The 13,960-nt window shown below is 40.3% G+C and carries 11 protein-coding genes; all 11 read right to left on the reverse strand.

Annotated elements, in window-relative coordinates; all coding sequences use genetic code 11:
• Positions 1–85 precede the first annotated feature (85 nt).
• The 11 genes from HMPREF2794_RS05135 to HMPREF2794_RS05190 all read right to left on the reverse strand — a co-directional run bounded on the left by HMPREF2794_RS05135 (position 86) and on the right by HMPREF2794_RS05190 (position 13,418).
• Entirely contained in the window at positions 86–1,261 is a 1,176-nt protein-coding gene (locus HMPREF2794_RS05135) for a glycosyltransferase family 4 protein (protein WP_005868857.1), read from the reverse strand.
• Between the two features lie 2 nt (positions 1,262–1,263).
• The gene (locus HMPREF2794_RS05140) at positions 1,264–2,598 is read right to left on the reverse strand and encodes a glycosyltransferase (protein ID WP_005868855.1); all 1,335 of its coding nucleotides are present in this window, start codon (positions 2,596–2,598) and stop codon (positions 1,264–1,266) included.
• Complete coding sequence (locus HMPREF2794_RS05145) at positions 2,595–4,127, reverse strand: lipopolysaccharide biosynthesis protein (protein ID WP_005868853.1); 1,533 nt, start codon at positions 4,125–4,127, stop codon at positions 2,595–2,597. Before HMPREF2794_RS05145 ends, HMPREF2794_RS05140 begins: the two co-directional genes overlap by 4 nt.
• Positions 4,128–4,691: 564 nt before the next feature.
• Positions 4,692–5,135 (reverse strand): acyltransferase family protein, encoded by a 444-nt coding sequence (locus HMPREF2794_RS05150; RefSeq protein WP_005868848.1) that lies wholly within the window; start codon positions 5,133–5,135, stop codon positions 4,692–4,694.
• Positions 5,122–6,390, reverse strand: a complete 1,269-nt coding sequence (locus HMPREF2794_RS05155; protein ID WP_005868845.1) for a nucleotide sugar dehydrogenase — start codon at positions 6,388–6,390, stop codon at positions 5,122–5,124. The genes HMPREF2794_RS05150 and HMPREF2794_RS05155 overlap by 14 nt, the downstream gene beginning before the upstream one ends.
• 22 nt (positions 6,391–6,412) lie before the next feature.
• Entirely contained in the window at positions 6,413–7,390 is a 978-nt protein-coding gene (locus HMPREF2794_RS05160; protein WP_005868843.1) for an SDR family oxidoreductase, read from the reverse strand.
• A gap of 238 nt (positions 7,391–7,628) precedes the next feature.
• Positions 7,629–8,345 carry a tyrosine-protein phosphatase gene (locus HMPREF2794_RS05170; protein ID WP_005868841.1) on the reverse strand — a complete coding sequence of 239 codons (717 nt, stop codon included), beginning with the start codon at positions 8,343–8,345 and terminating at the stop codon, positions 7,629–7,631.
• An 87-nt stretch (positions 8,346–8,432) separates the two neighbouring features.
• Complete coding sequence (locus tag HMPREF2794_RS05175) at positions 8,433–10,823, reverse strand: GumC family protein (protein WP_008782414.1); 2,391 nt, start codon at positions 10,821–10,823, stop codon at positions 8,433–8,435.
• Between the two features lie 16 nt (positions 10,824–10,839).
• Positions 10,840–11,631, reverse strand: a complete 792-nt coding sequence (locus HMPREF2794_RS05180; RefSeq protein ID WP_005868837.1) for a polysaccharide biosynthesis/export family protein — start codon at positions 11,629–11,631, stop codon at positions 10,840–10,842.
• A 12-nt stretch (positions 11,632–11,643) separates the two neighbouring features.
• Complete coding sequence (locus tag HMPREF2794_RS05185) at positions 11,644–12,765, reverse strand: MraY family glycosyltransferase (RefSeq protein WP_005868835.1); 1,122 nt, start codon at positions 12,763–12,765, stop codon at positions 11,644–11,646.
• A gap of 74 nt (positions 12,766–12,839) precedes the next feature.
• Positions 12,840–13,418 (reverse strand): UpxY family transcription antiterminator, encoded by a 579-nt coding sequence (locus tag HMPREF2794_RS05190; protein ID WP_005868833.1) that lies wholly within the window; start codon positions 13,416–13,418, stop codon positions 12,840–12,842.
• Positions 13,419–13,960 lie beyond the last annotated feature (542 nt).

Here is a 13,960-nt window from a genome sequence, read left to right on the forward strand (position 1 = left end):
CAAAAAAAGCCTTAACTCCCCTTCGTATGAATATGTGATTTTATAAATAAAAAGTCCGTTTAAATTTTCTAATAAAGCAGTTGAGTTAGGATTCTTCTACATGATGTTTGGAGCTATCTCTTATAACTCGATTGTAAAATTCGATGTTTTGTGCCACTATCTCGTTGGTGTTGAATCTAGCAGTTGCATTTAGATAAGCCCTGTCGGCTTGTTCACACCTATAAATGGGATTCGAGATTAGCCGTTGCAAAGCCTCTGCAAATTCATCGATACGTTTCACCCTGCATTTGCAAACACAGTTACTGTCTCCTATAATCTCTTGAAAACAATCGATATCGGAACAAACAATTGCCTTCCGCAGTAACATTGCCTCCAGTAAGACCAAACCGAAAGTTTCTGCATGGCTTGGAAATATGCAAATATCGGCACTGTTAGCGTATGACATAGTCTTGTCATAAGGTAAGCGACCTAAATACGATACACAACCGATCGATTGCTTTGAAAAGAGAGATTTGCATTTTTCCCATGTCGAAGAACCATTCACTACTGCATCCTGTCCGATGAGAATGAGTTTGACATTGTCGTTTTGCTCGCATATCCTGTTGAAAATAAGAGGCAAATCAAGTACCCCCTTTTTCTCAACAATTGTCCCCCAATAAAGTATCGTTATTGTATTTTTGTTCATGTCACTAGATGAAAGAGGGGGCATGTTTATATCCACAGGATTATATATTACACATTTTCTCTTATTCGAAGACAGACTGAATAATTTATCCGTCAGGTCGAGAGCCTGTCGGCTAACTCCTATATAGGCATCAGAATTACGCAAAGCATTATATTCCATAAGCCGTACGTTCCATGGAGTTTTGTTTCCAGACAAATGATCGAAATACACATTTGAACCATGTAATCTTGTAACTACTGGTACAGATAAACTACAAAAAGCCAAAGGTCCCTCCCAGTCGATAGATTCAACGAGGTCGATGCCAATCTTTGCCACTAATAGATTTAACTTTTTATTTAGATACCTTCTATTGATAAAAGAAGAAAATGGAGACTTATGAGGCTGGTTTATAGGTATCACAGATATACCATCGTCCCACACAGTTTCTGTAAACTTATTGCCCCAATACACAACTGATACCTTCACACCAGTCTCACTCTTAACGATAAGATGAGACAAATGTTTGATAAAAATTCCGATTCCGCCACATTTCATACCCAATATCGGATATTCTGTAGTTAAAAACGCTATATGCATCTCTATTGTATTTTTTGGAAAATATCAATGAAAGATTTTGTTTGTTGCGATGCCAAGTAACGGCGGCAATATTCTTTGTTTGCCGTCATTGGAAATTTTTCGCTAAATACTTGTTTGATGACAGTAACACCTTGCTGAGGAGTATCTATAAAAATACCTATGCCTGCTTTTATCAATTCGGTTCGTGCTTCGCTAGTCATGGGCACCATTGCTAATACAGGCACTTGTAATGCGATATAATCGACCATTTTTGCGAAATTAGTCCACCATAAAGCCGTGTGTCCGGGAATAAGTACTGCTGCTTTTGCATTAACTATCAATTCATACAATTTACGCTGCGGTACATGATTGATATATTCCACGTTGTTACAGATTCCCAAATCATTGACAAATTCTTCCGTTTGTTTTTGATTGATATTCTTATTACCCACAATTTTAAGGGTGCAACCCTTGCCTTTTAATTCCTTAGAATTGACAGCTTCGGCAAATATTTTCAAGAAATTATCTTTATATTCATGGAGGTATTCACCCACGAATATTATATAATTCTCTTTTTCTCTATTTTGAAAAGAAGGCAAATAATCATCATCTACTCCAGTTGGAATAAAATATGATTTATTTGAGTATCGTCCCTCATATAAATCATTAAATATATTCAGGTATGCTCCCGACAGACCAGTAATAGCATCAGCGTATTTAAAAGTATCTTGTTCAATTTTCTTTTGCTTGGCAAAAACAGGAAAATAATCAGAATACATTCGCTTAGCGTATGTGGTAGGATCCCTGAAATCAGCAACCCATTTTACTCCGGTTAGATGTTTAAGTCGCATACCGATTCTATTTGAGGTAAAAGGCAGGCAAGTGGTATATATGATAGATATATCATGTTCTTTAATTATTTTTCGTCCCATCCTCACGGCACTTCTTTCCCAGAATCTAAAGCGGTCGGGAACTTGAATCCATCGGTCTAGTATATATTTATAAAACTTACCGAATAAAGATTGCTTGTTAGAGGTGACTGTATCCGTGCTTTTTGACTGTGCACCAATAGTTTTTGCTTTGGCTGTAATGGCTTTGAGTGAAGTATCTTCTCCTCCAAGCAACATTCTAAGGCCGCGCAATGTCGGTTCTATATAATTGGCTTGATAAATAGGCACGTCTTGGACTTCGTCCAACAAATCAGGATCTTCTAAATATAGATAATTACGATTAACCGTCAGTACTATCGGATTCCAACCTGTACGTTTAAGATATTTTACAAGTTTAAATGCCCTAAATACCGCAGCATGAGTCTGTGGCGGAAAAAAAGGAGTAATTATAAGTATGTTTTTATTCATCGTTTTAATTTGTTTAAAATCAATGCTTTTACTTTTTTCTTATTTTCTTTGTCTAATAGCACATAATAGGACAGAACAACCAATATTATTGAAGAACTAAGAGCCACGATAATCACTCTTGTAAAGGACTCAACCAAGATATGTTGTATGAGTAGGATTGCGGTAAAAGAAGGAATACTTATGAAAAGATTCACTACCATCGTTGTGAAGAAAAAACGTATCGGTTTGAAATCTTCAACATAATGATGGAGTGTATATGAGCAAACGATATAAATCAATAATGTGCTCACTATAGGCAATCCAAAAGCCCAAGTCAAGCCGATACCTTTACTAAACAATAACCAAAGTATCGGAATGACTGATAATGATACTGTCCCCGCCATAAATGAATAAAATTTCAAACGTCCGACAGCTTGTATTCCAATATATATAATATTATTATTCAATGATATGAAGCTTGAGACTATCAATAAAATACAGAATTCAATTGTATATGGAGGAACTTCCACGAGCCATAAATTCATTACATAATGTATTTCAGAGATAAAAGGAATAGCAACCAACAGATATAACACATTTGCCAAACAAGTAGTTTGCTTTAGTAATTGTATCATGGCATTGAAATCGGTCAATGCGTATTGCTTTATAATTTGCGGCCTCGAAGCCATTACCAAATTGGTTGATACTTGTTCAATCATCAGTTGCACAGTTGTTGCCAATCCGGCTGCGGCATTAACAGCTGTACTGCCAAATATATTAAGCAACATATTTGTTCCCTGTTGACGAGTAGTAAAGCAAATATTGGAATAAAGATTCCATCCTGAAAAGCTAAACAGAGAACGGCCGATAACCTTATTCCATTCCCAATTAATCCGGCATTCGTCATAATGCCTAATGCAATAAATGCGATATGTCATTGCAATCAAGAATGAAGATAAGAGCATAAGTCCTCCATATAAAATGAGCTTATCACATACTGTAATAAGTAGAAGTGTAGCGATCAGCAACTTCAACAGTGATCCAACAATTTCCACAATAGCATACACGTCCATTTTTTCGTGCGAAATAAGAGTCGCATTGTATGGAACTTGAGTGATGCTGACCATTGAGGAAATTATTGAAAATTGATACACCCAAACAGCTGCACTCATTCTCTCATCTGGAATGTTCAATTTTTCGAATAACAGCCAAAGTCCGACCGTTTCAGCCAAAAACAAGACTATAATTGCAATTCCTATATGTAATATAAAGGCTGTATTGAATGTTTGTTGGAGTTGTCGAGGGTCATTTTTGGCAAGTTCGACTGTAAGAAAGCGTGAAGTCGCTCCACTCATCGTTACATTCAAAAAGCTAAATAGGACAACAATACCGCCGACAAGTCCATAAATGCCATAATCATCTACACCAAGTGCATTTAACACGATCCGTGATGTATATAGTGATACAATCATGGACAGCAACATACGTGCATAAAGTGCCACTGTATTCTTGAATATTTTTTTATTATTTACGGACGATGTCTTATTCATAGCAAGCTTATGATCTTCCTAATACAGACGGAATGTATCTTTTTATTAAGGTTGTCGCAAAATAGCATATTGCAACAATGAGTGCAAATTCCAATATGGTCCAACTGTAGTTTACAAGATGTAACTTATTGCGCACGATCCAGAATGTATCTACAAATAATATATGTAGCCCCAATAATGCCAAACTGTTAATTCCACACCAAATCAATATTTTATCCAATGGAATAAGTTTCAGCTTTCTCGAATTAAAATATGAATTGATAAACCAATAAAAATTCATAATAAAAACCATTGAAAGCAACAATAGATGCAATGGAAAATTGTTTGATTTTAAGTCAACGTAAGAGGGAAATAGAACGATGAAAACAATGGCGATAATAAGCAAGAATAATGAGTATATCGGTGAAACCTTCATGCCGTACCATTTGTTCCGCATGAAGCAAAAACCAAGATGGTAATAAATCAAGGTAGACATTGTTGTGTCAATAAAATATGGCAAATCAATGTTATTAGCATTTAACCAATATCCTACTCCATATAATAATATACATAATGCGCTGATTGTTAATGCTTTATTGTAGGGGTGATTTTATGTATCAATAAATAAACGAATGAAACCTCGAACAAACAAATTAAAAACCAAATTACATGAAATAAAATAAAAGAGTTTTCATCACCGAGAAAACCATCAAACATACTCGTTACAGGGAGCGAGATCGCTTTTGCCCAATTATGAGTTTCGTTAAGTTTCAAAACGAACAAATATGCGAACAACAAAAAGGCAAAAAAGGCCCAAGGAATCAGTAATTGTCTGGTCTTTTTTGCAAAAAACTCTCTCAAACTGATTGGACGAAAGAAACAGCCTGACACAAAAAAGAAAAGGGGCATGTGAAAACTGTAAATAACGGTTTTCAACATGTAAGGGATTTGTATATGACCAAGGATGACCAATAAAATTCCTCCCCCTTTCAATATGTCAAAGGAGACAATCCGATTAGAGTCTACCATCTACAACGTTTTTTTCAAAGATAGCTTTAACATCGAATATGACGTGTTGAGCATTTAGTAACGTTTTTACATCAAAGCCTATAAACTGTTCGTGTGCTACAGCTATAATTGCCGCATCGAATTTCTTATCCAAAGGATGTTGGTTCGTTACCGAGATTCCATATTCTCGCATAACTATATCAGGATTGGCCCAAGGATCATATACGGTGATATGTACGTTATACTCTCGCAAAGCATTGTAAATATCTATAACCTTTGTGTTCCGCACATCAGGACAGTTTTCTTTAAAAGTAAACCCTAATATGAGGATATGAGAGTTGAGCACCTGTATTCCTTTCTTCAGCATCAATTTCGCAACTTGGTTGGCCACATATTCCCCCATACCGTCGTTCATTCGGCGACCGGCTAAGATTATCTCAGGATTATAACCGTGACGTTGTGCACATTGAGCCAAATAATACGGATCAACTCCAATGCAATGGCCTCCAACCAGCCCAGGCTTAAATGGCAGGAAATTCCATTTGGTAGAAGCTGCTTCCAGTACATCCTGTGTATCAATGCCCATTTTAGTAAATATCTTGGATAGCTCATTCACAAATGCGATATTGATATCACGCTGTGAGTTTTCTATTACTTTGGCTGCTTCCGCTACTTTCATCGTAGGAGCGAGATGTGTACCGGCGGTAATTACAGAAGCATATACCTCATTTACTTTCTTACCTATTTCAGGCGTAGAACCGGAAGTAACCTTTTTGATTTTTTCTACTGTATGAAGTTTATCTCCCGGATTTATACGTTCAGGGCTATAGCCAGCAAAGAAATCTTCATTAAATTTCAATCCGGACACTTTTTCCACAACCGGGATACATTCGTCTTCTGTAACACCTGGATAAACAGTAGATTCATACACCACAATATCCCCTTTGGAGATTACCTTACCAACAGTTGTGCTGGCACCGTAAAGCGGAGTCAAATCCGGATTGTTGTTTTTGTCTACCGGAGTGGGAACGGCAACTACATAAAAATTGTAATCACGGATTTCCTCTATATTGGCAGTACACTTAAAACCATTGGCAAGGGCAGATTGGAGTAGTTCATCTGACACTTCGAGTGTCGCATCATGACCTGCCATCAAAGCAGTCACACGAGCTTGGTTCATGTCAAAACCTATCGTTTTATACTTTGTCGAGAAAAGACGAGCCAAAGGGAGCCCTACGTAACCAAGACCAATTACGCAAATTTTAGTTTCATTCATAATTTCATCTGTTATTATTACTTTAAATATTCTTCCAATACCATTTGACAGCCTCTTTCAAACCGTCACGCATACTGTATTGAGGATTGTAACCTAAAAGGGATTTTGCTTTATCAATACATGCCAAGGAATGGGGAATATCCCCCAAGCGGTTGGGACCATGAATTATTTTCACGTTGGCAATTTCGGGGTCAAATTCACTCAAAAATTCTTTCAAGTAACCGACCAACTGGTTTAATGTGGTGCGTTCTCCGAAAGCAGTATTGTATACTTGGTTGGTTGCATTCGGATTTGTCGTGGTCATAGCCAGCATGTTCATTTGAATCACATTGTCTATATAAGTAAAATCGCGGCTATATTCACCATCTCCGTTAATGACAGGACTCTCATGAGCCATGAATTTCTTAACGAACAAAGGAATCACCGCAGCATATGCCCCGAATGGATCTTGACGACGACCGAAAACATTGAAATATCGTAAGCCGATACATTCCATTCCATAGGTTTTGGCAAACACATCGGCGTAAAGCTCGTTTACATACTTTGTTATGGCATAAGGCGAAAGCGGTTTACCAATCACATCTTCTACTTTGGGAAGAGACTGACTGTCTCCATATGTAGAAGAACTTGCTGCATATATAAAACGCTTTACATTGGCATCGCGAGCGGCTGTCAGCATATTTAAGAATCCCGATATATTAGTTTCATTTGTAGTTATAGGATCTTTGATAGAACGTGGAACTGAGCCTAATGCTCCTTCATGCATAACGTAATCTACATTTTCTACAGCTTTCTTACAATCGTTCAGATTCCGTATATCTCCTACGATAAGTTTAAACTTATTCGGATATCGTTGTAGAAATGGAAAAATGTTTTCAGGTTTACCTGTGGAAAAATTATCCAAACAGATTACATCATAGTCGTGAGCCAATAAATACTCACATAAATTGGAGCCGATGAATCCCGCTCCACCAGTAACTAAAACTTTTGTTAATGACATATGGATTGTTGTTTTATGTTGAAGTTGCAAGCCTATTGCTTGATAGGGGTGTAATGATTTATTTTAAGACTGGTTTGGATAAAAGAGAGATTGTGTGTATCTGCTCCAAGTCGATTGTTACAATTTCCATTGAATTCCAGCCTGTTGGATTTTTTTGTATGTATTTTATGCAAATCCACCTAGAGAGAAAAAGTTAAACAGAATCTACAGGTCTTAATAACCGATAATTATAATCTATTTAAACTATAACAGTCTGACTATCAATTAAACAGTTTTGTATATTTTTTGTAATACTCGTACAAATGAACTTTTGAAATATATTGTAATTGTGAATGTCCGTTCCTATATGAGTAATAGCCTTTTCTTTTAATAGCAGCATGGCTTTTTTCTTAATCCGGTTGCCATACATACCCGCTATTGACGGAAGATTGAACTGAAACTTCACTCCCATGTCTTTTAATTGTTGATAATCCGACTCACCCATATAAACATACCGTTCCGGATGGGCAAGAATGGGATAATAGCCTTTAGCCTTGATGCGGAGCAGAATGTTGTTCAATCCCATCGGAGGGTTAAAGTAGGAGGTTTCCACCAGTAGATGGTCACCGCTTTCACCCAAGGGCAGCAGATCGTTCTTTTCCAACCGTTCCTCGAAGAGGTTGTCAAGCATGTTCTCTGAGGCCAGATGCAGTTTTATCGGACCGCTATAGGTGGCTTGAAGTTCAGCGTAACGCTCCCGGAGGTGCAGTGTGGTGTTGGGCATATCTTCCATGATATGCGGTGTAAGCCATACGGATTTTATGCCCAACTCTTCATACAGGCGCAGTATTTCCAATGCTTCTTCCATCGTCTGCACACCGTCGTCCACACCCGGCAGAATGTGCGAGTGACAGTCGGTAAAATTCTTGAATATACCGCTATCTTTCAGCGATATACGTTTCCTGAATGGCCACACAATGATACGAGTATTTTTATATAAAACATTTTATTTTTTTTAATTAATAATCATCCATTTATCCCCACCCTGTTTTCCGTCGGAACCTTAGTGGTATCCTGAGCCGTAACCGTAGTGATAACCATATCGATAGCCATAACGGTATCCATAGCGACCGCCACTTCCCTCGGTCCCGTTCAAGATCAGGGACATGTTCTTGTATTTTTTCTCCTCGTAGATTTTCTCCAATTCAGCAAGCATACTCCGTTCAAGTAATCCTGCACGAACTACGAAAACGGTACGGTCGGCCAGTTTCTCAATAATTTGCGTGTCGGCCACCAGTTCAACGGGCGGACAGTCGATCAGCACATAGTCATATTGCTCCCTTACAGTATCGATTGTCTGCTTTAACCGCTCGTCGAACAATAATTCCGTTGGGTTAGGAGGAATCGTTCCCACGGGTAGTATATCCATAGATTTATGTTTCGGATCGGGTACGATGATCTCATCCAGATTATCGATACGACCTCCCAGATAGTCGCTCAATCCCTTGTCAGGAGAGTCGATATAGGATGATGCAGAGGCGTGGCGCAGGTCTCCGTCGATTACCAGCACTTTTTTTCCTTTGATGGCAAGGCTCACGGCGATGTTCATGGTCAGAAACGATTTGCCGCTGCCCGGATTGAATGAGGTCATGATGATGACATTCGAAGTCTTGTCCTTGCCGGTCATAAATTCCAGGTTGGTACGCAATACGCGGAATGCCTCGTTGATGATGTCACGGTTGCCCTCCTTGACGATAACGGCCTTGACTTCCTGCGGTTTCTTTCCTAATATCCCTTTTTTCTTTCTTGTGAACAGCGGAATTTCACCGATGAACGGTATAGTCAGGTTTTCCAGGTCTTTCCTTCCCCGTACACGGGTATTCATATTCTCGCGCATGAAGATAATGACTATCGGAATGAGCAGCCCCAGAGCGAATGCGACCATAAAGATATTTTTATGCACAGGGGATGTCGGCAACATGCTGCCGTGTGGCGGGGTAACAATGCGGGTATTATAAGCCGTGAACGCCTGTGAGAGTTCGTTCTCTTCACGCTTTTGCAACAGGAATAGGTAAAGAGCTTCCTTTACCTTCTGTTGGCGCTCCACCGAAAGCAGGTACTTGGCCTGTGTTGGGTTGGCCGCTATACGTGATGTCGTCTGTTGCTCCGTCTGCCGCAAACTTTTTATCTGCGAATTCAAGGTCACTATCTGATTGTCGATAGATCTGATTATCGCCCCACGCATGGATGCCAGAGCCTGATCCATATCCACGACCAGCGGATTTTCCGTGCTGCTGTTCGCAACCAGACTGTTGCGCTGCAACAGTTGCTTGTTGTATTCGGCAATCTGCGATTCAATATTGGCGCTTTCAATGCCGGAGTTGGCCGGAAGCAGTTGGGTACGGTTGGCATCGTTGGCTAAATAGTTCCGGATGTAACGGGTCATATAAAGCTGGTTGTTCAGGGACAGGATCTGCGCGTTGGCCGCACTGCTTTGAGCCATATACATACTCGATGCCGCCTGCACGTCGGGCAACAGATGTTCTGACTTGTAAGAGGAGATATCCTCGTCCACATTTCCCAGTTCCCGTTCGATTACGCCCAGACGCTCGTTGATGAACATTGAGGTGCTGACAGCGATCTGGTTTTTGTCCTTCACCCAATTCTCGTTATAAACGGAAATCAACATGCTCAATACATCTTCTGCCCGCTGTGTGGAGTTATCCTTGAATGACAAGTCTATGACTGACGCTTTCTCGCTGTTCAATGAAACGGACAGATTGGACGAGCAGGAGTTGACGGCGTTATACAGACTGGATTTGCCTACATATAATGTATATGCCTCGCCTTTCACGTAATTGGGTGTTGTATGGATAATGATTTTTCCCAATGGCGTAGTGATGGAGTCGAGCAAGCTTCCCTTTACGTCCTTTTCTTCAAGATCTGTCCCGTTACGTATAAAGTCGGATAGGTATAACGTACCGTCCGGCTGTATTTCCAACGTAAAACCGGCTGATTCATTCTCAGGCAAGTCATTTATCGTTACATCCACCGGTAATGTCAGTCCATAGGCTACCTGACGGTGGAATTTTCCCCGAACGAAGTAATTCATATCCAGACGCAACCGTTTAACCACTTCGGTCATTAAAGACGGTGATCGAAAGGTGATGAGTTCGTTATTCACATTTGTACCGGATTGAAACAGCCCGAACTCCGAGAAGGATTCCAAATCCGAGGAGACCGACTTGCCTTTGGAATCCTCTTTGATCAATACCGAAGCGGTACGTGTATATACGGCAGGAGTGCGTAACAGATAGGCAGTAGCGGCACCGATCGTTACCGCTAAAGACAAGACGAACCACTTCCATCTTGCGAGGCACAGGTATAACAGGTCCTGTATTCGCAGGAAATCATCCTGCTGCCCCGGTTTTATATTCTTTTGATTTACGGTCATCATATCTGATTCTATATTATTTTACAATCAACACGGTAATGGTCGTCAGCAACGAGGCCAATGACATCCAGAAAGAGGCTGAGCGGACGTTATTGCCGTTGACGGTCGCCTGCCGTGCTTTCATTGAGTTGGGTTCCACATAAACGATATCGTTCTGCTGCAAATAATACACAGGAGAGGCATAAAGGTCATATCCCGAATTCAGGTTGACCTGATACAGGGTTTTTTTCCCGTTTTCCTCCCGTTGTACCAGCACGTTTTCCCGTTTCCCATAGACGGTAAGGTCCCCGGCCATGCTTAAGGCCTCCAAAAGTGTCAGCTTGTCCTTTTCGATATTGAAACGTCCGGGGGTGGCAACCTCGCCCAACACTGAAACGGTCAGGTTCATAAACTCCACTGTAACAACGGGGTCTTTCACGAGATTCTTTGAAACCAATTCCTCTTTTATATACGAGGCGATCTCCGCGCGTGTCATTCCTGCCACATGGATATGTCCCAGCACAGGAAAATCAATATCCCCATCCTTATTTATTGTATATCCTGATATTCCCTGACTATTGGATGTACCTGATGTCGTACCAATCTGTCGGGATATGATCGGAAGGTTGAAAAGGTTCATTAATAAGGGGTCTTTGCTGTTGACCTGTATGGAAATCTTGTCTTCTGGACGTATCCGGATTTCCAGCGGGTTCAAGACTTGCTCTGCGGTACCCCGTTTCAGGTCCGTGAAATAAGCGACTTTCGGTGTGGCACATGATCCCAATAGAAAGGCCACGGTTAATAAGGATAAAATGTATCTGATTTTCATATTTATTGATTTTTATTTGTTGGTTTTCTGTTCCGATTGAAGTTGTGCGATAGATTTTGTCAGCCTGATGTTGGCGAGAGTCCATATCAATATATCACCCAAAACGATCCAGTTCACATTGAGATAAAGGGACAGAAGAATATTGAGCAGTATGAATATAGTTGACACGGAAACAATGATGATCATGGTATTGCGCTGCTTTATTCCGAGAGCAAGCAGCTTATGGTGGATATGGTTCTTGTCCGGCAGGAACGGGTTCTTTCCGTTGCGTACCCGATGCAGGTAAACCCTGACCACGTCACAGCATGGAACCAGCAAGGGTGAGAAGGCCAGCACCATCGGATGTACATTTCCTGTATTATCGTCTAGTCCGCACATGGTCAGTTTGAGACTGAGGAAACAGAGCATCATGCCGATGGTCAAACTGCCTGTGTCGCCCATGAAGATCTTCCTTCCGTGTTTGGCGTTCCCGAAAACATTGTAATAGAAGAATGGTACCAACACTCCCAATGTGGCAAACGCCAGCATGGCATAAACATACTGATGGAGCATAAAGAAAGTCAGTCCATAAAATAGGCAGGCGATACTGCATAGCCCGGAAGCCAGCCCGTCAATGCCGTCAATCAGGTTGATGGCATTGATGATGAAGACCACGATCAGGATGGTCAGGGGATATCCTAACCATAACGGCACCGCATGGATGCCCAGAACACCGTATAGGTTGTTGATATATACCCCACCGGCAATAAGCATCACGCCGCACAGAATCTGGATGACAAACTTGGCACGATAACGGATACCGATCAGGTCATCGGCCATGCCAACCAGATATAGTACCATGATGGAGCAGAAAGCAAAAGCCAAAGAGCACACGTCGTTCCCGATTTCGGACAATATCTCCGAATGTCCCAGCACCATATTGATTCCTAGCAACAGGGCTATGGTGAAAAACACTACCGGCTTGAATGCGATACCACCCAATCGGGGCACCGCACAATGATGTACCTTCCGCTCATCGGGAAAGTCGAACAATTTCTTACGGAAAGCGATTAGCAGAATCTGGGGAATGACGATACCCGCACAGAGAACACAAAGCAAAAATGCCAGTGAACAATTTACAATCCAAAAATACATATATTCAAATATTATTTTATTTGTGTAAGGCCACGAGGAAGGGGAACTTCATCATCTCCTTTTTGTGTCATCTCTCAAAATTTGTCACAATCGGAATCATTGATGACTTCAATCAAATCGGGATGAACTTCTACCGATATACCCATAATCCCTTCAAGCATCACAACCACCCGGCGGCGACGTTTTCCTTTCACCCGCATGAATACGCCCTTTACTCCATTGAACTTGCCACCGTAAATACATATGTGGGTACCTTTCCGTATGTCAATCTCTTCCGGTTTATAATAAATAGTGTTTTCTTCATACTGCGAGGCAATCTTGATAAAGCTCTCCATTTGCTTATCCGGCACCACGATATATTTCAGTCCCGTGCTTTTCTCCCACATCATGAATTGTAAGAAATTATATTTTTTTTTGAAATCCGTGATCTGTTTTCGGGAAGCATGCACGAAGACGAGATTCGGGATGACTGGTACAAGCCTTTTGGATTTCACTCCGTGATAGACCCTTACGGCATAGTGTTTCGGTATGAAATACTCTAGACCATCCTTGCCTTTGAGCATCTCTTCCGCCTTTTTCTCGTTTTTATAAGCGCTCATGGCGAACCATTGGATTCTAGTTAGATCTTCCCTTGTGGTTATGGGAGTACTCATTCGTCGTGTGTTTTTTAGTTATTACGGCAGGTCAAGATATACCCATAGTTCATCCCAACTTATGTATTGGTCTGTATTATAGTAATTTATGTCTTTTTTGGCTGTCATATCAACCATTCATGCCGTCTTTTATCTTGCCGCATTCCTATTTTTCTCCATAAGAGAAATAGAGGACATAAATATTTAACATATATAATTGATTTACAGGGATTATTCGCTGTAAATACAATCTAGTTTACTCAACATTTGTTATGTAACCACGACATTTAACGAGGTGGCTATTAAGGTTTTTCTTTGTTTTATGCTATTATGTTCAATAATTTATGTATTTTTGCATATTCAAAACATTTCTCTTATGGAGAAAACCGTCATTTATTCAATCTTTTTCAAGCAAGAATTTTGTACTTTCACGGGGCTTTTTCCTTTCTGAATCCATCTTGTCATACAACTGAAAGTATAGGGTATATACTTGTTCATTATATTCCTATGGCATTCGTATAGGAAATTTCTCCTATTTTCGGTGTTTCTCTTTCTGAGAGAAA

This window comes from Bacteroides sp. HMSC067B03, from assembly GCF_001811315.1.
In the GTDB taxonomy this organism is placed as follows: domain Bacteria; phylum Bacteroidota; class Bacteroidia; order Bacteroidales; family Bacteroidaceae; genus Bacteroides; species Bacteroides faecis.

Bases quoted from the DNA above. Each gene is read 5' to 3' on its own strand.
- HMPREF2794_RS05135 (WP_005868857.1), bottom strand. From the start codon at position 1,261: ATGCATATAGCGTTTTTAACTACAGAATATCCGATATTGGGTATGAAA.
- HMPREF2794_RS05140 (WP_005868855.1), bottom strand. From the start codon at position 2,598: ATGAATAAAAACATACTTATAATTACTCCTTTTTTTCCGCCACAGACT.
- HMPREF2794_RS05145 (WP_005868853.1), bottom strand. From the start codon at position 4,127: ATGAATAAGACATCGTCCGTAAATAATAAAAAAATATTCAAGAATACA.
- HMPREF2794_RS05150 (WP_005868848.1), bottom strand. From the start codon at position 5,135: ATGGTAGACTCTAATCGGATTGTCTCCTTTGACATATTGAAAGGGGGA.
- HMPREF2794_RS05155 (WP_005868845.1), bottom strand. From the start codon at position 6,390: ATGAATGAAACTAAAATTTGCGTAATTGGTCTTGGTTACGTAGGGCTC.
- HMPREF2794_RS05160 (WP_005868843.1), bottom strand. From the start codon at position 7,390: ATGTCATTAACAAAAGTTTTAGTTACTGGTGGAGCGGGATTCATCGGC.
- HMPREF2794_RS05175 (WP_008782414.1), bottom strand. From the start codon at position 10,823: ATGACCGTAAATCAAAAGAATATAAAACCGGGGCAGCAGGATGATTTC.
- HMPREF2794_RS05180 (WP_005868837.1), bottom strand. From the start codon at position 11,631: ATGAAAATCAGATACATTTTATCCTTATTAACCGTGGCCTTTCTATTG.
- HMPREF2794_RS05185 (WP_005868835.1), bottom strand. From the start codon at position 12,765: ATGTATTTTTGGATTGTAAATTGTTCACTGGCATTTTTGCTTTGTGTT.
- HMPREF2794_RS05190 (WP_005868833.1), bottom strand. From the start codon at position 13,418: ATGAGTACTCCCATAACCACAAGGGAAGATCTAACTAGAATCCAATGG.